24 protein-coding genes and 1 pseudogene are annotated in these 23,725 nt (G+C 52.3%); 8 read left to right on the top strand and 17 right to left on the bottom strand.

The window, feature by feature from the left end; genetic code table 11:
- Positions 1-79: 79 nt before the first annotated feature.
- The 3 genes from gntR to OGV69_RS05150 all read right to left on the bottom strand — a co-directional run bounded on the left by gntR (position 80) and on the right by OGV69_RS05150 (position 3,061).
- Complete coding sequence (gene gntR / locus OGV69_RS05140; RefSeq protein WP_038634949.1) at positions 80-1,075, bottom strand: gluconate operon transcriptional repressor GntR; 996 nt, start codon at positions 1,073-1,075, stop codon at positions 80-82.
- Between the two features lie 129 nt (positions 1,076-1,204).
- Entirely contained in the window at positions 1,205-1,900 is a 696-nt protein-coding gene (gene yhhW, locus OGV69_RS05145; protein WP_069323788.1) for a quercetin 2,3-dioxygenase, read from the bottom strand.
- Positions 1,901-2,023: 123 nt separating this feature from the next.
- Entirely contained in the window at positions 2,024-3,061 is a 1,038-nt protein-coding gene (locus OGV69_RS05150) for an oxidoreductase (RefSeq protein ID WP_069323787.1), read from the bottom strand.
- Positions 3,062-3,391: 330 nt separating this feature from the next.
- Here OGV69_RS05150 and yhhY point away from each other — a divergent pair, with 330 nt between their 5' ends.
- From yhhY to OGV69_RS05175, 5 genes are all read left to right on the top strand, one after another.
- Positions 3,392-3,880: an N-acetyltransferase gene (gene yhhY / locus OGV69_RS05155; RefSeq protein WP_069323786.1), complete on the top strand. Its 489-nt coding sequence runs from the start codon at positions 3,392-3,394 to the stop codon at positions 3,878-3,880.
- A 264-nt stretch (positions 3,881-4,144) separates the two neighbouring features.
- The gene (locus OGV69_RS05160) at positions 4,145-5,359 is read left to right on the top strand and encodes a PfkB family carbohydrate kinase (RefSeq protein WP_069323785.1); all 1,215 of its coding nucleotides are present in this window, start codon (positions 4,145-4,147) and stop codon (positions 5,357-5,359) included.
- Positions 5,360-5,374: 15 nt separating this feature from the next.
- On the top strand, positions 5,375-6,136 hold the full coding sequence (locus tag OGV69_RS05165; RefSeq protein ID WP_069323784.1) for a glutamine amidotransferase: 762 nt from the start codon (positions 5,375-5,377) through the stop codon (positions 6,134-6,136).
- A gap of 53 nt (positions 6,137-6,189) precedes the next feature.
- Positions 6,190-7,161, top strand: coding sequence for a DMT family transporter (locus OGV69_RS05170; RefSeq protein WP_069323783.1), 972 nt, complete (start codon positions 6,190-6,192; stop codon positions 7,159-7,161).
- Positions 7,158-8,192, top strand: a complete 1,035-nt coding sequence (locus tag OGV69_RS05175) for a phosphotriesterase family protein (RefSeq protein WP_069323782.1) — start codon at positions 7,158-7,160, stop codon at positions 8,190-8,192. The genes OGV69_RS05170 and OGV69_RS05175 overlap by 4 nt, the downstream gene beginning before the upstream one ends.
- A 44-nt stretch (positions 8,193-8,236) precedes the next feature.
- Here the strand turns inward: OGV69_RS05175 and ggt are convergent, their stop codons facing one another.
- Positions 8,237-9,982: a gamma-glutamyltransferase gene (gene ggt / locus OGV69_RS05180; protein ID WP_069323781.1), complete on the bottom strand. Its 1,746-nt coding sequence runs from the start codon at positions 9,980-9,982 to the stop codon at positions 8,237-8,239.
- Between the two features lie 117 nt (positions 9,983-10,099).
- On the opposite strand from ggt, the gene OGV69_RS05185 reads away from it, so the two are divergent.
- Positions 10,100-10,543, top strand: a complete 444-nt coding sequence (locus OGV69_RS05185) for a DUF2756 family protein (RefSeq protein WP_038634965.1) — start codon at positions 10,100-10,102, stop codon at positions 10,541-10,543.
- On the opposite strand, the gene ugpQ is transcribed toward OGV69_RS05185, so the two are convergent.
- The 12 genes from ugpQ to livK form a co-directional block, all read right to left on the bottom strand.
- A complete protein-coding gene (gene ugpQ, locus OGV69_RS05190) occupies positions 10,540-11,283 on the bottom strand; it encodes a glycerophosphodiester phosphodiesterase (RefSeq protein ID WP_069323780.1) in 744 nt (247 codons plus the stop codon). The genes OGV69_RS05185 and ugpQ overlap by 4 nt on opposite strands.
- The gene (locus tag OGV69_RS05195; RefSeq protein WP_069323779.1) at positions 11,280-12,350 is read right to left on the bottom strand and encodes a sn-glycerol-3-phosphate import ATP-binding protein UgpC; all 1,071 of its coding nucleotides are present in this window, start codon (positions 12,348-12,350) and stop codon (positions 11,280-11,282) included. The genes ugpQ and OGV69_RS05195 overlap by 4 nt, the downstream gene beginning before the upstream one ends.
- 2 nt (positions 12,351-12,352) lie before the next feature.
- Positions 12,353-13,198, bottom strand: a complete 846-nt coding sequence (gene ugpE / locus OGV69_RS05200) for a sn-glycerol-3-phosphate ABC transporter permease UgpE (RefSeq protein ID WP_069323778.1) — start codon at positions 13,196-13,198, stop codon at positions 12,353-12,355.
- Positions 13,195-14,082, bottom strand: coding sequence for a sn-glycerol-3-phosphate ABC transporter permease UgpA (ugpA, locus tag OGV69_RS05205; protein WP_069323777.1), 888 nt, complete (start codon positions 14,080-14,082; stop codon positions 13,195-13,197). The genes ugpE and ugpA overlap by 4 nt, the downstream gene beginning before the upstream one ends.
- 100 nt (positions 14,083-14,182) lie before the next feature.
- The gene (gene ugpB / locus OGV69_RS05210; RefSeq protein ID WP_016154831.1) at positions 14,183-15,499 is read right to left on the bottom strand and encodes a sn-glycerol-3-phosphate ABC transporter substrate-binding protein UgpB; all 1,317 of its coding nucleotides are present in this window, start codon (positions 15,497-15,499) and stop codon (positions 14,183-14,185) included.
- Between the two features lie 237 nt (positions 15,500-15,736).
- The gene (locus tag OGV69_RS05215) at positions 15,737-16,144 is read right to left on the bottom strand and encodes a hypothetical protein (RefSeq protein WP_038634978.1); all 408 of its coding nucleotides are present in this window, start codon (positions 16,142-16,144) and stop codon (positions 15,737-15,739) included.
- A gap of 140 nt (positions 16,145-16,284) precedes the next feature.
- Positions 16,285-16,566, bottom strand: a complete 282-nt coding sequence (locus tag OGV69_RS05220) for a hypothetical protein (RefSeq protein ID WP_069323776.1) — start codon at positions 16,564-16,566, stop codon at positions 16,285-16,287.
- Between the two features lie 98 nt (positions 16,567-16,664).
- A complete protein-coding gene (gene livF, locus OGV69_RS05225) occupies positions 16,665-17,378 on the bottom strand; it encodes a high-affinity branched-chain amino acid ABC transporter ATP-binding protein LivF (RefSeq protein ID WP_087856271.1) in 714 nt (237 codons plus the stop codon).
- 17 nt (positions 17,379-17,395) lie between these two features.
- Positions 17,396-18,163 carry a high-affinity branched-chain amino acid ABC transporter ATP-binding protein LivG gene (livG, locus tag OGV69_RS05230; RefSeq protein WP_003827578.1) on the bottom strand — a complete coding sequence of 256 codons (768 nt, stop codon included), beginning with the start codon at positions 18,161-18,163 and terminating at the stop codon, positions 17,396-17,398.
- Positions 18,160-19,437, bottom strand: coding sequence for a branched chain amino acid ABC transporter permease LivM (gene livM, locus OGV69_RS05235; protein ID WP_038634986.1), 1,278 nt, complete (start codon positions 19,435-19,437; stop codon positions 18,160-18,162). Before livM ends, livG begins: the two co-directional genes overlap by 4 nt.
- Positions 19,434-20,360 carry a high-affinity branched-chain amino acid ABC transporter permease LivH gene (gene livH, locus OGV69_RS05240; protein WP_003827575.1) on the bottom strand — a complete coding sequence of 309 codons (927 nt, stop codon included), beginning with the start codon at positions 20,358-20,360 and terminating at the stop codon, positions 19,434-19,436. The genes livM and livH overlap by 4 nt, the downstream gene beginning before the upstream one ends.
- 61 nt (positions 20,361-20,421) lie before the next feature.
- A complete protein-coding gene (livK, locus tag OGV69_RS05245) occupies positions 20,422-21,531 on the bottom strand; it encodes a high-affinity branched-chain amino acid ABC transporter substrate-binding protein LivK (protein ID WP_069323775.1) in 1,110 nt (369 codons plus the stop codon).
- A 423-nt stretch (positions 21,532-21,954) separates the two neighbouring features.
- On the opposite strand from livK, the gene panM reads away from it, so the two are divergent.
- Positions 21,955-22,338 carry an aspartate 1-decarboxylase autocleavage activator PanM gene (panM, locus tag OGV69_RS05250; protein WP_038634992.1) on the top strand — a complete coding sequence of 128 codons (384 nt, stop codon included), beginning with the start codon at positions 21,955-21,957 and terminating at the stop codon, positions 22,336-22,338.
- Positions 22,323-22,450, top strand: a pseudogene (locus OGV69_RS25290) (hypothetical protein). Before panM ends, OGV69_RS25290 begins: the two are co-directional and overlap by 16 nt.
- 83 nt (positions 22,451-22,533) lie before the next feature.
- Here the strand turns inward: OGV69_RS25290 and livJ are convergent.
- Positions 22,534-23,637 carry a branched chain amino acid ABC transporter substrate-binding protein LivJ gene (gene livJ, locus OGV69_RS05255; protein ID WP_139815584.1) on the bottom strand — a complete coding sequence of 368 codons (1,104 nt, stop codon included), beginning with the start codon at positions 23,635-23,637 and terminating at the stop codon, positions 22,534-22,536.
- Positions 23,638-23,725: the final 88 nt, after the last annotated feature.

Here is a 23,725-nt window from a genome sequence, read left to right on the forward strand (position 1 = left end):
TGTCCAGCCGGATAAATAGAGAAGCAATATCCATTCGTGCCCGAAGTGTATAAGTGTGAGCTACTTCAAAGTTGTTGGCTTAAATAGATCCACCCGGTGACAAGGTGAAACCTAAATCTAACATTTTAGGTGTGACTGCTTCACCTCGGATGCGCGCCAGCAGGCGTTCTGCGCCAATGCTGCCCATTCGTTCACGCGGCGTGAGCACACTCGCCAGACGCGGCTCCATTACCTGACCGATATCATGGCCGTGGAAACCGGCAATCGCCATATCGTCAGGGATTCTCAGCCCTAAACGCTGACATTCAAAGGCCGCCCCTACCGCCAGGTCATCGTTGGTACAGAACACACCATCCAGTTGCGGATATTCACGCCGCGCCTGACGGATAAGTTCAATACCGGATGAGTAAGATGAAGACTGCTCCACCATCACGCTGTACGGCACCAGATTGGCATCGCGCATAGCCTGTTCGTAGCCCCTCTGTTTGATGATAGTACGTTCATCAAGACGCGCGCCAAGATAAGCAACATGACGGTGTCCACGGGCGATGATAGCGGCGGTCATCTGACGTGCGGCCTCGAAGTTATCAAAACCGACGGCGATATCCAGACACGGGGACTGACTGTCCATCAGCTCGACGACCGGGATACCCGCGACTTCGATCATTTTCAGCGTACGGGGTGTATGGCTACGTTCAGTGAGGATCAGACCATCGATATTCCACGACAGCATCGACTCCAGACGCTCTTGCTCCATTTCGGGCTTATAGCCGTAGTGCGCCAGCATGGTTTGATAACCATGCGCGTCGGTGACGGCCTCAATGCCGCGTAACACTTCCGCAAAAACCTGGTTGGTGAGAGACGGTAACAGCACGCCGATAGCGCGACTGGTGGCGTTAGACAGGATATCAGGTGCGCGATTGGGAATATAACCCAGCTCATCAAGTGCAGCGGCAATTTTGCCCCGCAGCGCCACGGAGACCTGCTCCGGGTTACGCAAAAAGCGACTGACCGTCATTTTGGTCACGCCCACGCGGTCGGCTACATCCTGAAGTACGGGTCTTTTCTTTTTCATCGTCCTGAAGCGTTAAAAAGGGATAGATTTCCCCAGTTTACCACGGACGCACGGAATTAATGACAAACGATGAAAAGCCGGATGTCGACGCTTTCGCGTCTTATCCGGCCTACAAAGGGCTACAGCACGTTAGACTGGCGGCAGGTCAAACAGTAACACTTCGCTGTCGCTATCGGCATGAATCGAAATTGCCTGCTCATCCCAGATTGCCAGACCATCGCTGGTGGTGGCTTTAGTTCCGTTAATGGTGACATTGCCTTTTACCACCTGGATCCAGACGCGGCGCTCGACGGCAATCTGATGCACCGACTGCTCATCTTTGAGCAGCGCCCAGCGGTACAACTCCATATCCTGGTACACTTTCAGCGAACCATCGCGGGCATCCGGCGACAGCACCAGCTGTTTGCCCTGCACCGCATCGAAACGGCGCTGTTCATAGCGTGGCGTAATCCCGTTTTCCTGGGGCATGATCCAGATTTGATACAGGTGTAGTTTCTCAGTATTGCTCGGGTTGTACTCCGAGTGACGGATCCCCGTCCCGGCGCTCATAATCTGGAATTCACCGGCCGGAACCTGCTCTTTGTTGCCCATGCTGTCCTGATGCTCCACCACGCCTTCCAGTACGTAGGTCAGGATTTCCATGTCTTTATGGGGGTGAGTGCCAAAGCCCTGACCTGCGTCGATCACGTCATCGTTAATCACGCGCAGTGCCGAGAATCCCATAAAGTTCGGGTCATAGTAGTTGGCAAAAGAAAAGGTATGCCAGGAATCGAGCCAGCCATGATTCGCATGACCACGGTCGTTCGCTTTGCGTAAATAGATCATTATGTTCACCCCCAGATGTTTTCGATGGAGTAAGTGTGGACCCAATCCGTCTGGGATCATAGAGGGTGAAAATTGACTCCTCTGTTCAAAAAATATGAACAAACTCAGAGGAGTCGGTAAGGGCTATTTGGCGAGGGTTATCGTCGCGGGAGACGCCTGTTCAAAGGCCCGTTCGAGGATTTCCAGGTTGGTAAGAACTTCAGATTCCTTGACGTAATTAGGCGTACCGACGGTCAGCGTCTGGTACAGCGCATCATAGACGCGACCGTAGTCCCCCACTTCCGGTTTCACCTCTTCTTTCACCGTAACGCCATCATCATTGACATACTCCAGCACACCAACAGAATCGTCAGCGGCGAAACCGGGTTCGCCGGGCATAATATTGGCCTTCAGGCTGGTTTCCTGCTGGTCGATACCGTACTTCACAAACGAGCCTTTGGTGCCGTGAACAATAAACTTCGGATAGTCGATTTTCACCAGATGGCTGGTTTTCACAATGGCTTTCAGGTCACCGTAGAACAACTGCGCTTCAAAGGTATCATCCGGGTTCGCCTTGTTGCGCAGACTGCGAATGTCATAGGCTACATGGTCGGGACGCCCGAACAGCGAGATAATCTGATCCATGGTGTGTACGCCCAAACCATAGAATGCGCCGTCCTGCGGCAGGCCCGGTTTGGTTTCTGCCACGGGTCGGTAGTAGTCAAAATGGCTTTCAACTTCCACTATTTCACCCAGTTTGCCGCTCTCAATCGCGTTTTTAGCCGTGAGAAAACAGGAATCAAAACGACGATTCTGATACGGCGTGACGGTCAGTCCTTTGCTTCGCGCCAGTTCGAACAACACTTTTGCTTCCGCCAGCGTCGGCGTGAACGGTTTCTCAACCAGCACGTTTTTACCCGCTTCCAGCGCGCGTTTGGCGTATTCAAAATGGCTATCAGCATGCGTACAGACGATCACCAGTTTTACCTGTGGATCGCCCAGCACCTCATCCAGATCGCTGGTGAAGTGAATGTGGGAATAGATCGGCGCCTGCTCTTCCGGTTTAGCGTGACGACGGAAAATATGCGCGACATGCCAGGTATCTTTACGATTCAGAACGTAAGGGAGATGGTAACGGGTGGTGCTTTTACCGAATCCAATAAATGCGCAGTGTAAGGTCATGAGACGATCCTTTTGAAGGTGATTATTTACACCATAGCGCAAAGCGTGAGGAGACTGAATGTTGGATTCTTTGCCGGGGACAAAATGGCAAGTAAGCCAGGCTGAAACAAAACCCTAAAAAAAAGCCAGCAAAAGCTGGCTAAAATAATACTGGAAGCAATGTGAGCAATGTCGTGCTTTCAGGTTCTCCGTAGGGGTTCCCCTGAACGCAGAGCAATAATAATCATTCTCATTCGCACTTGTCTACTTCTTTTTGCAAAAAAATGCAGTTGACGGAATTTTCTTTCTCAGCGAGTGTAATTGCTCAATTAACCCTGCAGGAGATAAGGAATGAGTGAGATAGTGATACGCCACGCTGAACCGAAAGATTACGACGCCATTCGTCAGATTCACGCCCAGCCGGAGGTGTACCACAACACGCTACAGGTTCCTCATCCTTCCATGGAGATGTGGCAAACGCGACTTGCCGATCAGCCGGGGATCAAACAGTTGGTGGCCTGCATCGATGATATCGTCGTGGGACATCTTTCCATTGCAGTTGCCCAGCGCCCGCGCCGCAGCCACGTCGCTGATTTCGGTATTTGCGTTGACGCTCGTTGGCAAAACCGCGGCGTCGCCAGCGCGCTGATCCGCACCATGATCGATATGTGCGACAACTGGCTGCGCGTTGACCGCATTGAGCTAACGGTATTTGTTGATAATGAGCCCGCCGTGGCGGTCTATAAGAAGTACGGCTTTGAAATCGAAGGCACCGGTAAGAGATACGGCCTGCGCAACGGTGAGTATGTTGATGCGTACTTTATGGCGCGCGTGAAATAAAACTTCCCCGCCCCACTTTGTGGGGCGAAACGTCCCAAACCTTCAGATCATTCCAGTTATTGTGATCTACTTCTCCTCTATCAGAACAATAACCACCTGAGTTTTATGGTTATTATCACTTTAATCTTTATCACCGATTTTTCCGTAATTTTAGCAATATTAATATTACATTTTTGTTTTTTTTTGGTTTCTGCCGTCACTTTATGGTGACAATCACAACAATATACTCCTCCCGGGACTAACTTAACCACGGTGAGGTAAAAAATGAAATTTGAACGCCATCATAGAATATTGAAGGAACTCAGTATTTCGGGAGCTGTAAAAGTTTCAAATCTGGCGAAATGTCTCAAGGTAACAAAGGAAACTATTCGTTCAGATCTCAATGAACTTGCCGGACAGGGATATCTTACTCGCTGTCATGGTGGTGCATTTATTACCCTTGATTCTCTTGATAACGTCGCAAAAAATGAAATTGCTTATGTGCTGGAAAAATATGAATCAGCACAGAAAATAAAAAAAGGTCTCTCTGCCATGAAAAATAATGTATGTGTTATTGGCTCGTTCAATGTTGATATTATCAGTTATCTACCGAGATTACCCTCAACGGGAGAATCATTGCTTGCCGATAAATTTATTTTTTCACCCGGCGGTAAGGGATGTAATCAGGCATTAGCCGCGAGCTATGCCGATTCTGATGTGCACTTTATTACTAAAGTAGGTTCAGACCATTTTAGTGATTACGCCATTAATTTTATAAACTCATCAAAAATCCATAAAAGTGTTATCTACCAGACCAAAGAAACACAAACAGGTACAGCAACCATCATGGTGAATGGAGATACCGGAGATAACGTCATCGCTATCTACCCTGGCGCCAACATGACAATTTCCCCTGATGAAATCACCATTCAGAAAGAAGCCATTGTTCATTCAGATATTGTTCTTGTACAACTGGAGACGAATTACGAAGCACTGCAGCAAACAATTCGCCTCGCACAAAAAAATGACATACCAGTCATTATCAATCCAGCGCCATACAATGACATGGTTAACACCATCATTGATAACATTGACTATATTACGCCGAATGAAACGGAAGCGGGCCTGCTGGCCAATATGGCGGTTAATGATATCGAATCAGCCAAATGCGCAGCCAAAATTATTCATCAGAAAGGCGTCAAAAATACCATTATTACGTTAGGTAGCAAAGGTTCTCTCGCTTATGACGGAACACAATTCATCTATTCCCCGGCATTTCCGGCAGTAGTAAAAAACACCGCTGGCGCTGGCGACGCTTTCAATGGTGCTCTCGCCTCTGGGCTTGCTAAAGGAAAATCACTGGCATCCGCATTGTGCTACGCCAGCGCATTTGCCTCGCTTGCGGTTGAAACACCGAATGCGTCTGATATGCCGGAAAACGAATCCGTTCTTCATCGCATTCAGGGTTCACATTACAAACAAACTATCTCTACTCACTAAATCAAGGGGCAGACTATGAACAATACGCAGAAAAAACTAAATGTGCTCTTTATTGGAGAATCCTGGCATATTCACATGATTCATTCAAAAGGTTATGACAGCTTCACTTCCAGTAAATATGAAGAAGGCGCCACATGGTTACTGGAATGCTTGAGGAAAGGCGGCGTTGAAATTGATTACATGCCTGCCCACACGGTACAAATTGCATTTCCAGAGAGCATTGATGAGTTAAACCGTTACGATGTTATTGTTATTAGCGACATTGGTAGCAATACCTTCCTGTTGCAAAATGAGACATTTTATCAGCTAAAAATAAAGCCAAATGCCCTGGAATCAATTAAAGAGTACGTCAAAAATGGCGGTGGACTACTCATGATTGGCGGCTATCTGTCATTTATGGGTATTGAGGCAAAAGCCAATTATAAGAACACCGTTCTTGCTGAGGTTCTGCCAGTTATTATGCTTGATGGCGATGACCGGGTAGAAAAGCCAGAGGGTATCTATGCTGAGGCTGCCTCACCTGAACATCCTGTTGTTAACGGATTCTCAGATTATCCGGTATTTCTGGGATATAACCAGGTCGTCGCCAGAGACGATGCCGATGTTGTCTTAACAATAAATAATGACCCATTGTTAGTGTTCGGTGAATACCAACAGGGTAAAACCGCCTGCTTTATGAGTGACTGCTCCCCACACTGGGGAACCCAGCAGTTTATGTCATGGCCATTTTATACCGACCTGTGGGTCAACACGCTTCAATTCATCGCCAGAAAATAAAAAACAATGGAGTAACGAAAGTTACTCCTTTTATAAAATATAAGGATTGATGTATGAACAAGAATAAGTACTCAACCCCCTTACTGATGCTTGCCACCATCTTAGCCGGTATGCTTTCCCCGATGCAGTCTGCCGTTAATGGACAGTTAGGACACTGGTTACAAGACGGTAATGCTTGCGCAGTAATCTCGTTTGCCAGCGGTCTGGTCGTCATGTTTTTTATTATTATTGCGCGCAAAGAAACACGCCAGCAATTCGCCTCAATACCCACTCTGATTAAAAAGAGAAAAATCCCGCTATGGAATTGGTTTGCAGGATTATGCGGGGCGATGGTCGTATTTTCTGAAGGCGCATCCGCCAGCGCGCTGGGCGTTGCCACCTTTCAAACGGCATTAATTTCCGCCCTGCTCCTTTCCGGCCTGCTGTGCGACCGTTTTGGCGTCGGTGTGGATGAGAAGAAATATTTTACGCCATGGCGCATTACTGGCGCATTGTTCGCAGTTATCGCCACAGTTTTTGTCGTGTCGCCACAGTGGCACTCAACCTCGTTTATCCTGCTCGCTATCCTTCCCTTTTTGGCAGGGTTACTCGCTGGGTGGCAGCCTGCGGGGAATGCTAAAGTCGCCGAGGCAACAGGCTCCATGCTGGTGTCCATTACATGGAACTTCATTGTCGGCTTTTGTGTCCTGGGCGCGGCGCTGGCGATCCGTATCGCATTAGGCCATGTCACCGTCCAGTTACCCGATACATGGTGGATGTATCTCGGTGGTCCTCTGGGTCTGCTGTCCATCGGGTTAATGGCGATTCTGGTGAGAGGCTTAGGGCTACTGATGCTGGGCGTAGCGTCAACAGCGGGCCAACTGCTTGGCTCTGTGCTAATTGATGAATTGATCCCTTCATTAGGCAATACGGTCTACCTGGTCACCATCATCGGTACGCTGTTCGCGTTAGTCGGTGCGATTGTTACCACCATACCTGAATACAGAGCATCCAAAATGGCGCAAAAAATGGAGGTGTCAGGATGAAAGGTTTCCTGCAAACCGTAACTGGCCCGGTGGCGAATACTGATATGGGTCTGACGCTACCGCATGAACATCTGTTTAACGATCTGTCATCGGTCGTTGACGAGCCACATTATGCTTTTTCACAACAACTGGTGGGAAAGAAAGTCAGTGCTGACCTGCAGTGGGGGCTGAAACACGACCCCTACTGCTGCGCCGATAACATGGACCGAAAAGAGATTGATGATGTTATCTTTGAAATCAATAACTTTATGTCCCTGGGCGGCAGGACGATTGTCGACGCCACGGGATCAGAATCCATTGGGCGGGACGCCTCAGCGCTACGAGAAGTTGCCTTAAAAACGGGTTTGAATATCGTTGCGTCATCGGGGCCTTATCTGGAGAAATTTGAAAGCACCCGGATCCATAAACCTGTCGAGCTGTTAGCCTCACTCATTGATAAAGAACTGAATCAGGGTATTGGCGAGACGGATATTCGTGCTGGCATGATCGGTGAAATCGGCGTATCACCTGCTTTTACCCAAGCGGAGCGTAACAGCCTGCGAGCGGCTTCTCTGGCACAATGTAACAACCCCCACACGGCGATGAATATCCATATGCCGGGGTGGCTGAGACTGGGGGATGAGGTGCTGGATATTGTGCTGGAAGAAATGAACGTCTCTCCGGCAAAAGTCTCGCTGGCGCATTCGGACCCTTCAGGAAAAGATGTCGTCTATCAACGTAAAATGCTCGACCGCGGCGTATGGCTTGAATTTGACATGATTGGTCTGGACATTACCTTCCCAAAAGAAGGTGTCGCGCCGGGCGTTCAGGAGACAGCTGATGCGGTAGCACATCTGATTGAGTTAGGTTACGCCGACCAAATCGTTTTAAGCCATGACGTTTTTCTCAAACAGATGTGGGCGAAAAATGGCGGAAATGGCTGGGGGTTTGTACCGAATGTCTTCCTCGCCTATCTGGCTGCCCGTGGAGTAGACAAAGATACTCTTCGCAAACTCTGTATTGATAATCCAGCCCGATTACTCACGGCATAATCTGCAAATAGCCCGGTGCCTGACACCGGGCCTGGTAGTAAAAATCAGTATCCCGCCGTTAAGTCATCCACGGAACGCGGATCGGACGCGCCATACAGGGCGCCATCCGGCCCAACCATAATACTTTGTGTGCTGCCCATCGCCTCTTTCAGCGCCACTTTCTGTCCTTTTTGCTCCAGCAACTTGAGCGTGTCCGGGCTGAAGCCCTTCTCGACGCGAAGCTCATCCGGCAACCACTGATGATGGAAGCGCGGCGCGTTGGTCGCTTCGGCGACGTTCATTCCGAAATCAATGCTGTTCACTACCATTTGCAGCACAGTAGTGATGATTCGACTCCCGCCAGGGCTGCCGGTCACCAGCCAGGTTTTCCCGTCTTTTACCACGATAGTCGGCGACATCGACGACAGCGGACGCTTCTTCGGCCCGACCGCGTTGGCATCGCCGCCCACCAGTCCGTATACGTTCGGTACGCCCGGCTTGGCAGAGAAATCGTCCATTTCATTATTGAGCAGAATACCGGTATTACCCGCCACAATCCCGGTGCCGAAGGTTGTATTCAAGGTATAGGTCACCGCCACGGCATTGCCGTCTTTATCCACCACCGAGAAGTGGGTGGTCTGGTTGCTTTCATACGGGGCGAGCTTGCCCGGTTTTATCTGGCTGGAAGGTTTGGCCTTGTTGATATCAATTTGATCGGCCAGCGTTTTCGCATAGGCTTTGTTGGTCAGCGCCTGCCACGGCACTTTCACAAAGTCCGGGTCACCCAGATACTCTGAACGGTCGGCATAGGCGTATTTTTCCGCTTCCGCCATGATTTGCATGGCATCGGCGCTGCCAAAGCCGTACTTCTTCATGTCGAAGTTTTCAAGAATATTGAGAATTTGCACGATGTGAATACCGCCCGAGGATGGCGGCGGCATGGAGAAGACCTGATACCCGCGATAGTCACCACTGATGGGCGTACGCTCAACGGCTTTATAGCTGGCTAAATCCTCTTTGGTCATCAGACCGCCGTTCTTCTGCATTTCGCCGGCAATCTGGTCGGCAATCGCCCCTTTATAAAACGCATCCGGGCCGTTTTCGGCAATCATTTCCAGGCTTTTCGCCAGATCCTTCTGGACCAGCTTATCGCCCTTCTTCAGCGGCTCGCCGTCTTTCCAGAAAATGGCTTTGCTGTTCTCATGATTAGGGATCACTTCGCTGCCGTAAGTTTTTAAGTCGTCGGCCAGCGCATCGTTAACCACAAAACCCTCTTCCGCCAGCTTCATCGCCGGACGCACTACTTTATTCAGCGGCATCGTGCCGTATTTCTCCAGCGCCAGCGAGAAACCCGCCACGGTACCCGGCGTACCGGATGCCAGATGCGACGTCAGCGACTTTTTCGCATCGGCGTTACCCTGATCGTCGAGGAACATATCACGGGTCGCGGCAGCAGGCGCCATTTCACGAAAATCAATCGCCGTAGTGTTACCGTCTTTGGTGCGCAGCAGCATAAAACCACCGCCGCCCAGGTTCCCCGCCTGTGGATGCGTCACCGCCAGCGCGTAACCAACGGCGACGGCGGCATCAACGGCATTGCCCCCCTGTCTGAGGATATCCACCCCGACCTGGGTGGCTAACGCATCCACCGAGGCCACCATTCCCTGCTGCGCACGCACGGGATGGAACACATCTTCCTCGACACCGTAGGATACCGGCGGTGGCGCTGCCGGCGCGGCAGCAACGCTAAAACAACTTCCTGAGAGCAGAGCAGCAATGGCTACCCGGCGTAAAAACGTCGGTTTTATCATCGTTATTCTCCAGATGTATGGGGTCGGCCCCCACTAAGCCTGGTGCATAACTCTGAAATAATCATCGTAACGGCGAGAAAGGAGTAAACTTAAGCGATCCCCGAGAGGAGAAAAGCGATGAAACGACTCTTACTTTTAGCCATGCTATTGCCGTTTGCAGGCTTTGCACAGCCCATCAACACCATGAATAACCCGAATCAACCGGGTTACCAGATCCCGAGCCAGCAGCGTATGCAAACCCAAATGCAAACGCAGCAAATTCAGCAAAAAGGGATGCTCAACCAGCAGTTGCAAACGCAAACCCGCATGCAGCAACAGCATATGGAAAACCAAATCAACACCAATTCCCAGCGAGTCCTTCAGTCCCAGCCTGGAGAGTTGAATTCGGGTCAACAGCAGATGCTGCCCAACAGCAACGGTGGCATGTTGAACGGAACCCGCAACCCGGACAGTTCGCTGAATAAACAGCAACATATGCTGTCGGAGAAAAAGAACGGCGACATGCTGAAGCCCTCCAGCACGCCGCAGCCTAACGTTCCGTTAAAAACGATTGGGCCTTAATAGGGTTGAAAATCCGGTCCTATGGTATCAATCGCATCGGTACAGATGCAGTCCACTCCCCAGCGCAGCAGCTCTGCCGCGCGCTGGGGTCGGTTGACGGTATAAACCAAAATACGTAGCCCCGCGTCGCGCAACGCATCCACGCGCGTTTCATCCAGCAACTTATGATTAAGATGAATCGAGACGCAGCCGAGCCGGGTAGTGAGTTCGCGCCAGTCGTCACGCCATTCATCAAGCAGTAAACCGCGCGGCAGTTCTGGAACCGCCTGCTGCGCAGCTTCAAGCGCGTCAATTTCAAAAGACGACAACAGCGGCGGCGTCATTCCCGCCCACAGTTCACGCGCGGCCAGCGCCACGACTTTGCCGGTTAGCGTTCCGGTGCCGGTAGTGGGTTTAATTTCAATATTCGCCATCATGCCGTGCTGACGGCAGCGCGCGGCCACTTGCGAGAGCAGCGGCAGCGGTTCGCCTTTAAACTCGCCGCTAAACCAACCGCCTGCGTCCACGCGTAATAGATCCTGCCAGTTCAGTTCACCCGCCACGCCCCAGCCGTTACTGGTCCGTTCGAGATTGTCGTCGTGCAGCAAAAAGATCTCGCCGTCTTTCGACAACTTAGCGTCAAACTCAATCATGGTATGCCCGTATCGCGCCCCCACGTCGATCGCCGCCAGGGTGTTTTCCGGAGCCAGCTTACCGCCGCCGCGATGGGCGACAATGTGGGGATAAGGCCAGTTACTCATACGCGTTGTCCTGTTTCGCCATCAAAAAGATGCAAATGATTTTCTGGCAGATGCAGCCACAGCGTGCTGCCTGCCGTCGGGCGATGCTGATGCGCCAGTCGCACCACCAGCTTTTGCTCGCCCCAGCGCCCGTGCGCCAGGTTATCCGCGCCCAGCATTTCCAGCGTGTCGACAACCAACGGCACACCGCCATCGGCCTGCGAGCTTAACGCAATATGCTCCGGGCGGATACCCAGCGTCATGTTACGCCCAATACACTCCCGGACGCTCCTGGCGATGGGCAAGGCCATGCCGTCATCCAGTTCAAAATGCGTACCCGAAGCGCTAATACGCCCATCCAGCAGGTTCATCGCCGGGCTGCCGATAAAGCTCGCCACAAAGCGGCTGGCAGGTTTCTCGTACACTTCAACCGGCGTACCGATCTGCTCGGCAATGCCTTTGTTCATCACCATCACCCGCTGGGCGAGGGTCATCGCTTCAACCTGATCGTGCGTCACATACAGCGAGGTGGTTTTCAGTCGGCGATGCAGATGTTGTAACTCCAGACGCATCTGGACGCGCAGCTTGGCATCGAGGTTAGAAAGCGGCTCATCGAACAGGAATACCGCCGGATCGCGAACAATCGCCCGTCCCATCGCCACGCGCTGACGCTGGCCGCCGGAAAGTTCGCGTGGGCGACGTTTGAGCAGTTCACCCAGTTCGAGAATACGTGCCGCCTCTTTCACCCGCTCGGCAATATGCTCCTTACCCATTCCACGGATCTTCAGCCCCCAGGCCATGTTTTCTTCTACGCTCATATGCGGGTAGAGGGCATAGTTCTGGAACACCATCGCAATGCCGCGATCTTTCGGCTCCATCTCGGTGACGCGCTTATTATCGATCCAGATATCGCCGCCGCTGACCCGCTCCAGCCCGGCCACCATCCGCAGCAACGTAGACTTGCCGCAGCCGGATGGCCCGACCATCACGATAAACTCCCCGTCCGCAACGTCCAGCGTCAGCGGTTTAATCACCTGGGTTTTGCCATCCCAGCTTTTGGTTACTGCCTGTAGTTTTAAACCAGCCATTTTTATTTCTCACTATCGACCAGGCCACGCACAAAGGCACGCTGCATGGATAACACGATGATTACCGGAGGGATGAGCGTCAGCAGCATGGCTGCCATCACCTGATTCCATTGGGTGGTACCTTCGCCGGTGGCGATCATGCCTTTGATGCCCGCTACCGCAGTGCCCAGGTTGACATCGGTAATAATTAACAACGGCCACAAATACTGGTTCCAGCCGTAAATAAAGGTGATCACGAACAGCGCCGCCAGATTGGTTTTTGACAGCGGTAGCACGATATCGCGGAAAAAACGCATCGGTGACGCGCCGTCAATACGCGCCGCTTCAACCAGCTCATCCGGCAGGGTCATAAAGAACTGACGGAACAGGAAGGTCGCGGTAGCCGACGCCATCAGCGGCAGCGTCAGGCCCGCGTAGCTGTCGAGCATTTTCAGGTTAGCGATCACTTCTACCGTCGGGAAAATACGCACCTCAACCGGCAGCATCAGGGTGATAAAAATCATCCAGAAGAACAGATTGCGCAGCGGAAAGCGAAACCAGACGATGGCGAATGCGGAGAGCATAGAGACGGTGATTTTCCCCACCGTAATACTGAACGCCATGATGAAACTGTTGAGCATCATCAGCCAGAACGGCGCGCTGTTGACGCCCACGCCGTTGACCCAGATGTATTTCATGTTTTCCAGCAACTGCGTGCCGGGAATCAGCGTCATCGGCGTTTCAAATACCGCTTTGTTGTCCAGCGTCGCCGCGACAAACGCGACGTACAACGGGAACAGGATCACCATGATTCCCAGCATCAGCATGGTATGGCTGAATATTGTCAGCCCACGACGATTCTCAATCATTGGTAACGCACCTTACTTTCCACATAGCGGAACTGCACCACCGTCAAAATAATGACCAGGAACATCAGCACCACCGACTGCGCGGCTGACGCAGAAAGATCCAGGCCGACAAAACCTTCACGATAGATCTTATAAATCAACGTCGTGGTCGCCTGTACCGGCCCACCTGCCGTGGCGGCGTCGATCACCGGGAAGGTATCAAAGAAGGCATACACCAGATTCACCACCAGCAAAAAGAAACTGACCGGCGCAATCAGCGGTAGCGCCAGTTTAAAGAAACGGCGAATCGGCCCTGCGCCATCAATCGCGGCGGCTTCAATCAACGACCGGGGAATAGATTGCAGTGCGGCAAAGAAGAACAGGAAGTTGTAACTAATCTGCTTCCAGACCGACGCGAACACCACCAGAAACATGGCCTGACCGCTGTTTTGCGCGTGGTTCCAGTCATAGCCAAACTCAGCGAGCAAATGGGTGATCAGCCCGCGACCCGGGTTAAACAGGAAGATCCACAGTACGGCGGCAACGGCGGGCGCAACAGCGTAGGGCAACAGCATCAACGTCTGGTAAAAACGGCTACCGCGCACGACATAATTCACCAGCGCAGCAAAAAACAGCGACACCAGCAGGCCGCTTACCGTAACCAACGTACTGAACTTTATCGTCGTCCAGAACGAATCAAGGTAGTACGGGTCATGGAACAGCGCGACAAAGTTTTCCAGTCCGACAAACTGGCTGGAAAGGCCAAAAGGATCAACGCTTTGTAGCGAGTACCACAGCGCTTCACCGGCGGGCCAGATAAAGAAAATAACGGTGATAACCAACTGCGGGGCCACCAGTAAATAGGGAAGCCAGCGCGAGCGAAACACCGGACGGGATGAGGACATTGAGGTTTGATTCCTGAACAGCGCCGGATGGCGCTACGCTTATCCGGCCTACGCGCATTTGTAGGCCGGGTAAGGCGCAGCCGCCACCCGGCATTTCACATTACGATTTGGTCGATTGCTCAAAGCGGCGCAGTAACTGATTGCCACGCTCAACCGCGGCATCCAACGCCTGCTGTGGGGTTTTCTTTCCGGTCCACACGCTTTCCAGCTCTTCATCCACGATGGTACGGATCTGCGGCATGTTGCCCAGACGCAGCCCTTTAGTGAACGGTAACGGCGGTTTGTTCAGCATCTGACGGGTGGCGATATCGGCCCCGGGGTTCTTATCATAGAAGCCCTGCTCGCGAGTCAGATCGTACGCGGCGGTGGTGATCGGCAGATAGCCGGTTTTCTGGTGCCATTCGGCAGCAATCTCTGGTTTCGCGAGGAAGTTAAGGAATTGCGCCACGCCTTCGTAGGTGGCTTTGTCTTTGCCCTGCATCACCCACAGACTGGCTCCACCGATAATCGCGTTCTGCGGTGCGCCCTTCACATCGGCATCGTACGGCATCATGCCGACGCCATAGTTGAATTTGGCGTAGTGGCGGATGTCGGCCAGAGAACCTGAAGAAGCGGTGGTAATGGCGCAATCCCCGTTGTAGAACTTCTCGGTGGATTCATCTTTACGTCCAAAGTAGCTGAAGTCGCCCTTTTTATTCAGCTCTTCCAGTAGTGCAATGTGTTTCACCTGCTCCGGTTTATTGAACTCCAGCACCGCATCAGTACCGTCAAAACCGTTGTTTTTGGTGGCGACCGGCAGGCCGTTCCAGGCGCTGAAGTTTTCAATCTGGATCCAGCCCTGCCAACCGCTGGCATAGCCACACTTCATACCTGCGGCTTTGAGCTTCGCGGTGTATTCCGCCAGATCCTGCCAGGTTTTTGGCGGCTGCTCAGGATCTAAACCGGCTTTTTTGAAGGCGTCTTTGTTGTAATACAGCACCGGCGTGGAGCTGTTAAACGGCTGGGAGAGTAAATGTCCGCTTTTCGAGTCAGTGTAATAACCGGAAACCGTCGGCACGAACTGAGATTCATCAAAGTTAATACCGGCCTCTTTGAATACTTCATAGACCGGTTTAATGGCTTTCGAGGCCATCATCGTTGCCGTCCCCACTTCATAAACCTGCAGCAGCGCAGGCGCGTTTCCGGTACGGAAGGCGGCAATACCTGCGCTCAGGCTTTGCTCATAGTTGCCTTTATACTGTGGAACAATTTTGTAGTCGGGATTGGCGGCATTAAAACGTTGCGCCAGTGAATCAACTTCTTTACCCAGTTCGCCTTCCATTGAGTGCCAGAACGGGATGGTGGTGACTGCCAGCGCCTGACCTGCAAATGCCAGGCTAAGTGCCAGTCCTAAAGCTGTATGTCGTAACGATATCATCGGTTATCTCTCTTGTTGTGCCGGATGCGCGATATCACGCGTTTTATGCTCGCGGGGGTAACATGACATGCTCGAATGACAGAAAAATAACTTTTTTATTACAAAAAAAAGATAGTAAGGCGACAAACAGATGGCAAGGCGGTGAAAGCGGAGTGACAGGAAAATGCGGGGTGGAGCACAACAAAGCCGGGGAGGTGCCTTACCCGGCCCATAAAAAGATTTGCCGTACAGATGAGATCACTCAGGCTGTGCGAACGTAAACTCCAGCGCCAGACCCAGGACCTGCATACCGTGGATATTATCTTCCGGCGATATCGCCACCAGACTTTCCAGAAACTTGAGCCGTCGCGACTGGGCGTTAATGATGAGCTTTCCTCGTAACGCAGGAAGCTTCAGCGAAGTGATGGGATAAACCACACGGCCAACGACTTCAACCGGCAGCTTGCGTAAGTCGACCTGCTGCAGCACACCAACAGAAGAGTACAGCAATGCAACAGGCGTAACGGCAAGCAACGGCGCGCTACTGATACTCACGAAATCCAGAAGTAGCTCGGGGCGCAGATAGTGCAGTCCATTAAAAGAGACCGTGACACCGTCTATTGCGGGCATGGGCAGCACGTCAGTTTGACGCGGTAAATCATTCATTCAATTACCATTGACTCAAGATATACATCAAGCCGTTGATTATGCAGCAAATAACCTATACTTGCTGGGACAAGGCTCGCAATACCTGCAGATTTAGCTAGCGACGTTACCTGACACGCTGCCCATTTACTCCGGTAACGTTAATCCCGACGCCAGCGTCGCTCAAATTCATTCTGTAAACGCTGCTGTTCCCGCCGCTCACGTTCACGTTGGATATCTGATTTTTCATCTTCCCAGCCAGGGCATACCGAGCTGGTGAATACTTCGCAGGGCGAGCTGGATTGTGCCAACGGGTTGGCCGGTTTCTCTTCCCAGATAGATGGATCGCGCGGGTCAAACGTTTGCGGTTCCAGTGCCTGAACACCAGATGCAAACGCCAATAACAGAGTTCCAATCATCATGCAGGTACCTGAACGTATCATCCTTTCTCCATGTTCATGTTATTATTGATAACCATTCTCAATAATAACATAACGCGATAAAAAGGGGCCATCAGGCCCCTTAGCTCTTAAGAGAAATCTTAACCGCCCAGATAAGCGCTACGCACCGCTTCATTCGCCAGTAGCGCATCGCCGGTGTCTTCCAGTACCACATGACCGTTTTCCAGCACGTAGCCGCGGTCGGCGAGTTTCAGCGCCTGGTTGGCGTTCTGCTCGACGAGGAAGATGGTCATCCCCTGCTCGCGCAACTGCTCGATGGTGTTAAAGATCTGCTGGATGATAATCGGCGCCAGACCCAGCGACGGCTCATCAAGCAACAATAGCCGGGGCTGGCTCATCAGCGCACGGCCTATCGCCAGCATCTGCTGTTCACCGCCGGACATGGTACCCGCACGCTGAATGCGACGCTCATGCAGGCGCGGAAACAGGTCATACACCCATTTGATACGTTCCTGAAACTGGTCCTTCTCGGCAAAGAAACCGCCCATCGCCAGGTTCTCTTCCACCGTCATGCGCGAAAACACACGACGCCCTTCCGGGACGATCGCCACCGCTTCACGCATGATTTTAGCCGTTTGCCAGTCGGTAATGTCTTTACCATCAAAGACAATGCGTCCGCTGGTCGCGCGTGGGTCGCCGCATAACGTACCGAGCAGGGTGGTTTTCCCCGCGCCGTTGGCACCGATAAGCGTTACGATCTCACCCTGATTGATATACAGGCTAACCTCGTGCAGCGCCTGAATTTTGCCGTAGTGGGCACTGACTTTATCGAACGATAACATCGCCTTATCCATAGTATGCCTCGCCACCATTATGCTTCACCTAAATAGGCGCGGATCACGTCCGGGTTATTACGAATCTGTTCCGGCGTCCCGTTCGCCAGCGGCGTGCCCTGGTTTACCACGTAAATACGGTCGGAAATGCCCATCACCAGTTTCATATCGTGCTCAATCAACAGAATGGTAGTGTTGTGATGATTGCGCAGCTCGGCAATCAGCTCGTCCAGCTCTTTGGTCTCTTTCGGGTTGAGGCCAGCGGCAGGCTCGTCAAGCATCAGGATCTCCGGTTGCGTCACCATGCAGCGGGCGATCTCCAGACGACGCTGGTCACCGTAGGCGAGGTTACTGGCCTGGCGGTTGGCATGCTCCAGCAAACCAATACGCGCAAGCCAGGTAGCGGCGCGATCCAGGGCTTCACTTTGCGCGCGACGGAACGACGGCGTTTTTAACAGACCGGAAAAGACACCGGTTTTCAATTGCTGATGTTGCGCCACCAGCAAGTTTTCAATCACCGTCATTTCGCGAAACAGGCGTACGTGCTGGAAAGTACGCACCACGCCCATACGCGCGATTTGCTGACCCGGCAGCCCTTCCAGATGCTGGTCACGCAGCTTAATCGTCCCACCCGTCGGTTTATAAAAACCGGTCAGGCAGTTAAAGACCGTGGTTTTTCCCGCGCCGTTCGGCCCGATTAACGAGACGATTTCCTGCGGTCTCAGTTCCAGCTCAACGTTGTTCACCGCCAGCAGACCGCCGAAGCGCATCATCAGGCCGTTAACGGATAATAATGGCTGACTCATGCCTGCTCTCCTTTTGCTTCCCCGTTTTTCAGCTTCAACTGCGGACGGGTCATCGGTAACAAGCCCTGCGGACGCCAGATCATCATCAGTACCATCAAACCACCCAGCATTAACATGCTGTATTCATTGAAATCACGCATCAGTTCGCGTGACACCACCAGCAGGATAGCTGCGAGAATGACCGCAAACTGCGAGCCCATTCCACCCAGTACCACAATCGCCAACACAAAGGCCGACTCGGCAAAGGTGAACGATTCCGGGCTGACAAAACCCTGCCGCGCGGCAAACAGCGTGCCGGCAAAACCCGCGAACGCGGCGCTGATGGTAAAGGCGGTCAGCTTGATGCGTGTAGGATTTAAGCCCAGCGAACGGCAGGCGATTTCATCTTCACGCAGCGCTTCCCACGCACGTCCCAGCGGCATGCGCAGCAGACGGTTGATGACAAACAGCGAGAACACCACCAGCAGCAGCGCCACCAGATAGAGGAAAATCACGCGATCGGACGGGTCATACTTCACGTTAAAGAAGTTGCTGAAGGTATCCCAGCCGCCTTCACGCGCGCTGCGGCTGAACTCAAGACCGAAAAAAGTAGGTTTCGGGATCTGGCTAATACCGTTCGGGCCGCCGGTGATTTCGGTGTTGTTGAGCAGCAGGATACGGACGATTTCGCCGAAGCCTAAGGTCACAATAGCCAGATAATCACCGCGCAGACGCAGGACCGGGAAGCCGAGCAGGAACCCCGCAGCGGCAGAAACCAGCCCCGCCAGCGGCAGACAGGTCCAGAAACCGAGGCCGTAATAGTGGTTCAGCAGCGCAAAGGTGTAAGCGCCGATGGCATAGAAGCCGCCGTAGCCCAGCACCAGCAGGCCGGAAAGCCCCACCACCACGTTTAAGCCGAGGCCGAGGATGATATAAATCATCGTCAGCGTGGCGATATCGACCGTGCCGCGCGAGACCATAAACGGCCATGCCACGGCAATCACCAGCAGCGCCACCAGAAACAGTTTCTGTTTAACAGTGGAGCCGTCAATCGCTGGCAGAATAAACTTCGGCCCGGAGACGCTCTTCAGACCTTTCTGGAACGCCGGACGCAACAGTTGGAAAAGAAACACGACGCCAGTGCCGATAAACACCCACTGCCAGCGGATATCCGCAGCGGTGTCCACCACCAGTTTGGTGCCGTCCAGCTCTAACTGGACGCCCATGAAGACGCCCGCCAGGATGAAGAACATGGCGGCAGAGAGCAGCGCCATTGCAAAATGCATCGGTTTCATACTTTCTCTACCTCCGGACGACCCAGGATACCGGTCGGCATCACCAGCAGTACCAGAATCAGCAACGCGAACGACACCACGTCTTTGTATTCCGTACTCAGATAAGCAGAGGAAAGCGCTTCGGCAACGCCCAAAATCAGGCCGCCAATCATCGCGCCAGGAATGCTGCCAATGCCGCCCAGTACCGCCGCGGTAAAGGCTTTCATCCCGGCCATAAAGCCGATGTAAGGGTTAATTACGCCATAGAACTGACCGAGCAGCACGCCCGCAACCGCCGCCATTGCCGCACCGATCACAAAGGTCAGCGCAATCACACGGTCAGTGTTAATGCCGAGCAGGCTGGCCATTTTCAGGTCTTCCGCACAGGCGCGGCAGGCGCGTCCCATACGCGAATAGCGAATAAACAGCGTCAGCGCCAGCATCGCGAGGAAGGTTACAATCCAGATAACCAACTGCATAGTGGTGATAGATGCAGAGAAGTTATCACTACTGCCGACAGTCCACTGGCCGTTAAACAGGCTGGGCAGCGCCACGTCGCGCGAACCTTCCGTCAGGCTGACGTAGTTTTGCAGGAAGATGGACATCCCGATAGCGGAAATTAGCGCGATCAGGCGCTTGGAGCTGCGCACGGGCCGATACGCCACCCGTTCAATACTCCAGCCGTAGGCGCTGGCAATCACAATCGCGCCGACGAAACCCGCCGCGACCAGTAGCCAACTGGAATCAATCCCCATCATCATTAGCGCAGCGATGATCATAAAGGAGACATAGCTGCCGATCATATACACCTCGCCATGGGCGAAGTTGATCATGCCAATAATGCCGTACACCATCGTATAACCGATGGCGATCAGCGCGTAGGTGCTTCCCAGCGTGACGCCGTTAAACATCTGCTGCAAGAAATAGAGGAACTGCTCGGACATAAGGTAACCTTTCTTAACCCGCCCGTTTTGCACGGGCGGTGGGATAACTCGTCTTCAGGTATTACTTCGCGACGGTTGATGAACCATCTGCGTGCCACTGAAAGACACCAAACTCAAATCCCTTCAAATCGCCTTTTTCGTCCCATTTCAGCGGCCCAATCACGGTATCAGCCCCGTGTGCTTTCAGATCTTTCACCAGATCCAGCGGCTCTTTGCTTCCGCTGCGATCCATTGCGCTCGCCAGTGACTGGACGGCTGCATAAGTGATCCACACGTATGGTCCACTTGGATCTTTCTTGTCAGCTTTAAGCGCATCGACAATTGCTTTATTCGCCGGATCCTGGTCATAACGTTTTGGCATCGTCACCAGCATGCCTTCTGCGGCATCACCGGCGATGTTAGACAGAGAGGCATTACCCACACCCTCTGGCCCCATAAACTGCGTTTTCAGGCCAACGGATCGCGCCTGGCGCAGCATTTGCCCCATTTCCGGGTAGTAGCCGCCGTAATAGACGAAGTCGATATTTTCTTTCTTCAGACGGGCAATCAGCGCAGAGAAATCTTTTTCCCCGGCGGTGATCCCATCAAAGAAGACGATGTTGGCTTTGCCCGCTTTCAGGCTGTCCTGCACCGAACGCGCCAGGCCTTCGCCGTATTGCTGTTTATCATGGATGATGGCGATGCGCTGCGGCTTCACCTTCTCCAGAATGTATTTCGCGGCGGTTGGTCCCTGAGAGGAGTCCAGACCCGCAGTACGCATAATGTGTGCGTAACCGCGCTGGGTCAGTTCCGGGTTAGTGGCGCCCGGGGAAATCATCAGGATCCCTTCGTCTTCATAGATGTCTGACGCTGGCTGAGTCGAAGATGAGCACAGGTGGCCAATAACATACTGAATACCGTCATTGACGATTTTGTTTGCTACGGCAACGGCCTGTTTTGGATCGCAAGCATCGTCATATTCCACGGCCACCAGCTTGTCGCCTTTGATCCCGCCTTTGGCATTGATATCTTTAATGGCCTGACGTGCGCCATTAAATTCCATATCACCCCACTGCGCGACCGGACCCGACATCGCCCCGACAACAGCCACCTTGATATCTTCTGCCATGACAGCATGCGACATTGCCAGTGCTATCACCCCTGTGATGATTGTTTTCGCATTCCGTTTCATTAACTGAATCCCCATTCGTGACGTAATTAATATTTTGTATTTATGTGGTTAAAAAGCAGACTGTGCTTTTTTTGAACTGCACTATTTTTACCAGTCTCATTAATGGGTTAGCGCAGTTTTTTAAGCAAAATCAGACTAAAATCTCTATATTTCAGTCGATTAAGAAAAGATAATATTCTGCTTTTCACTATAGATAAACAAAAAAAAGCACGTTTGTCAGCATAAAATAACGGTACAAAGAGCGGAATAAAATGCTGCATTCCAGGGTATTATCCTGCCTGTTTTTCAATCTCTAATGTTTCAAACTGTCATTACCGTTGTCGCAAAACTATTAACCTGGTTAATCGCATAAAAAAGAGAAAGCATCCGGGCGAATTATTTCGGTACACTGATCTCATCTTTTGTGATTTGGACATGCTGCTAATGAAGCTGACCATCGTTCGTTTAAACAACTTTAGCGCCCAGGATCTGATTGATCTGGGCAAAATCTGGCCGGAATATTCCGCCTCATCATTAAGCGTAGATGAAACGCACCGGATCTACGCCGCGCGTTTTAACGAGCGTCTGTTAGGCGCAGTACGTGTCACCCTGAGCGGCACACAAGGTGCTCTGGATTCGTTGCGCGTACGTGAAATCACCCGTCGTCGCGGCGTCGGGCAGTATTTGATCGAAGAGGTGATCCGTGAAAACCCAAGTGTGAGTTCATGGTGGATGGCAGATGTAGGCGTTGAAGACCGCAGCGTGATGGCCGCGTTTATGCAGGCGTTAGGCTTTACAGCCCAGGCAGATGGCTGGGAAAAAAGATAAAAAAGCCGGATGGCGCTGACGCTTATCCGGCCTACATGCTGGGAGCAAAAAATAAAAAACCTCCTCACAATTTTCCAAGAATTTCACGTTGCAGGAAGGCGGCAAGTTATGAAGTCCCCGGGAGCTTACATAAGTAAGTGACCGGGGTTGAATAACGCAGCCAACGCATCTGCAGCGCGAAAGGCGCCAGGAAAATTACTTGGCGTCTGTCGCCGTCCCATTAGCATGCCAGTCAAACACGCCGAATTCGAAGCCTTTCAGATCGCCCTTCTCGTCCCAGGACAGCGGCCCCATTACGGTTTCTACTGAGTTTGCTTTCAGGTACTTGGCAATTTCAGCCGGATCGTCAGACTGGTTCAGACCGGCCTGCAAGGATTGCAGCGCGGCGTAAGTGGTCCACACGAATGCGCCACTCGGATCCTGTTTCTTGGCCTTGATAGCATCCACAATCGGTTTGTTCGCTGGCACCTGGTCGTAGTTCTTCGGCTTGGTTACCAGTAAGCCTTCCGCAGACTCACCCGCGATGTTAGACAGCGACACGTTCGCTACCCCTTCCGGACCCATAAACTGGGTTTTCAGACCTGCGGCACGAGACTGACGCAGGATCTGCCCCATTTCCGGGTGATAACCACCGTAGTAAACGAAATCGATATTCTCTTTCTTCAGGCGCGCTACCAGCGTCGAGAAGTCTTTTTCACCGGCGGTAATCCCGTCAAAGAACACCACGTTAGCATTGCCTTTCTTCAGGCCGTCCTGCACCGCACGCGCCAGACCTTCACCGTACTGCTGCTTATCGTGAATGATGGCAATGCGTTGCGGCTTCACTTTTTCCAGAATGTATTTGGCGGCAGTTGGCCCCTGATCGGAATCCAGGCCGGTGGTACGCATCACCAGCTTATAACCACGCGCGGTCAGCTCCGGCGCCGTCGCTGCCGGGGTAATCATCAGAATGCCTTCATCTTCATAGATATCTGACGCGGGCTGGGTAGAAGATGAGCACAGATGGCCGATAACGTATTTAATCCCGTCGTTGACCACTTTGTTCGCGACCGCTACCGCTTGTTTCGGGTCACAGGCATCGTCATATTTCACCACGACCAGTTTGTCACCTTTTACCCCGCCCTTGGCGTTGATATCCGCAATCGCCTGCTCTGCGCCAGTAAACTCCTGATCGCCATACTGCGCTACCGGACCGGACATTGCGCCGACAACGGCCACTTTAATATCCTTAGCAAACGCCATATTGCTCAAAGACAGGGCGATACATCCTGCCAATAACGCTTTACCCTTCATATTCATCCTGACAATCCCCATTATTGTGGTTATTACGTGTGTTGTGATGTTGTTGTTCAGCACTTTATTTCGATTATTGGATAGCCACCCGTGC

Origin of the sequence: Citrobacter sp. Cc139 (assembly GCF_030334645.1) — a bacterium.
Taxonomy (GTDB): domain Bacteria; phylum Pseudomonadota; class Gammaproteobacteria; order Enterobacterales; family Enterobacteriaceae; genus Citrobacter; species Citrobacter werkmanii.

Coding starts and splice junctions, on each gene's coding strand:
- gntR (WP_038634949.1), bottom strand. CDS start 1,075: ATGAAAAAGAAAAGACCCGTACTTCAGGATGTAGCCGACCGCGTGGGC.
- yhhW (WP_069323788.1), bottom strand. CDS start 1,900: ATGATCTATTTACGCAAAGCGAACGACCGTGGTCATGCGAATCATGGC.
- OGV69_RS05150 (WP_069323787.1), bottom strand. CDS start 3,061: ATGACCTTACACTGCGCATTTATTGGATTCGGTAAAAGCACCACCCGT.
- yhhY (WP_069323786.1), top strand. CDS start 3,392: ATGAGTGAGATAGTGATACGCCACGCTGAACCGAAAGATTACGACGCC.
- OGV69_RS05160 (WP_069323785.1), top strand. CDS start 4,145: ATGAAATTTGAACGCCATCATAGAATATTGAAGGAACTCAGTATTTCG.
- OGV69_RS05165 (WP_069323784.1), top strand. CDS start 5,375: ATGAACAATACGCAGAAAAAACTAAATGTGCTCTTTATTGGAGAATCC.
- OGV69_RS05170 (WP_069323783.1), top strand. CDS start 6,190: ATGAACAAGAATAAGTACTCAACCCCCTTACTGATGCTTGCCACCATC.
- OGV69_RS05175 (WP_069323782.1), top strand. CDS start 7,158: ATGAAAGGTTTCCTGCAAACCGTAACTGGCCCGGTGGCGAATACTGAT.
- ggt (WP_069323781.1), bottom strand. CDS start 9,982: ATGATAAAACCGACGTTTTTACGCCGGGTAGCCATTGCTGCTCTGCTC.
- OGV69_RS05185 (WP_038634965.1), top strand. CDS start 10,100: ATGAAACGACTCTTACTTTTAGCCATGCTATTGCCGTTTGCAGGCTTT.
- ugpQ (WP_069323780.1), bottom strand. CDS start 11,283: ATGAGTAACTGGCCTTATCCCCACATTGTCGCCCATCGCGGCGGCGGT.
- OGV69_RS05195 (WP_069323779.1), bottom strand. CDS start 12,350: ATGGCTGGTTTAAAACTACAGGCAGTAACCAAAAGCTGGGATGGCAAA.
- ugpE (WP_069323778.1), bottom strand. CDS start 13,198: ATGATTGAGAATCGTCGTGGGCTGACAATATTCAGCCATACCATGCTG.
- ugpA (WP_069323777.1), bottom strand. CDS start 14,082: ATGTCCTCATCCCGTCCGGTGTTTCGCTCGCGCTGGCTTCCCTATTTA.
- ugpB (WP_016154831.1), bottom strand. CDS start 15,499: ATGATATCGTTACGACATACAGCTTTAGGACTGGCACTTAGCCTGGCA.
- OGV69_RS05215 (WP_038634978.1), bottom strand. CDS start 16,144: ATGAATGATTTACCGCGTCAAACTGACGTGCTGCCCATGCCCGCAATA.
- OGV69_RS05220 (WP_069323776.1), bottom strand. CDS start 16,566: ATGATACGTTCAGGTACCTGCATGATGATTGGAACTCTGTTATTGGCG.
- livF (WP_087856271.1), bottom strand. CDS start 17,378: ATGGATAAGGCGATGTTATCGTTCGATAAAGTCAGTGCCCACTACGGC.
- livG (WP_003827578.1), bottom strand. CDS start 18,163: ATGAGTCAGCCATTATTATCCGTTAACGGCCTGATGATGCGCTTCGGC.
- livM (WP_038634986.1), bottom strand. CDS start 19,437: ATGAAACCGATGCATTTTGCAATGGCGCTGCTCTCTGCCGCCATGTTC.
- livH (WP_003827575.1), bottom strand. CDS start 20,360: ATGTCCGAGCAGTTCCTCTATTTCTTGCAGCAGATGTTTAACGGCGTC.
- livK (WP_069323775.1), bottom strand. CDS start 21,531: ATGAAACGGAATGCGAAAACAATCATCACAGGGGTGATAGCACTGGCA.
- panM (WP_038634992.1), top strand. CDS start 21,955: ATGAAGCTGACCATCGTTCGTTTAAACAACTTTAGCGCCCAGGATCTG.
- livJ (WP_139815584.1), bottom strand. CDS start 23,637: ATGAATATGAAGGGTAAAGCGTTATTGGCAGGATGTATCGCCCTGTCT.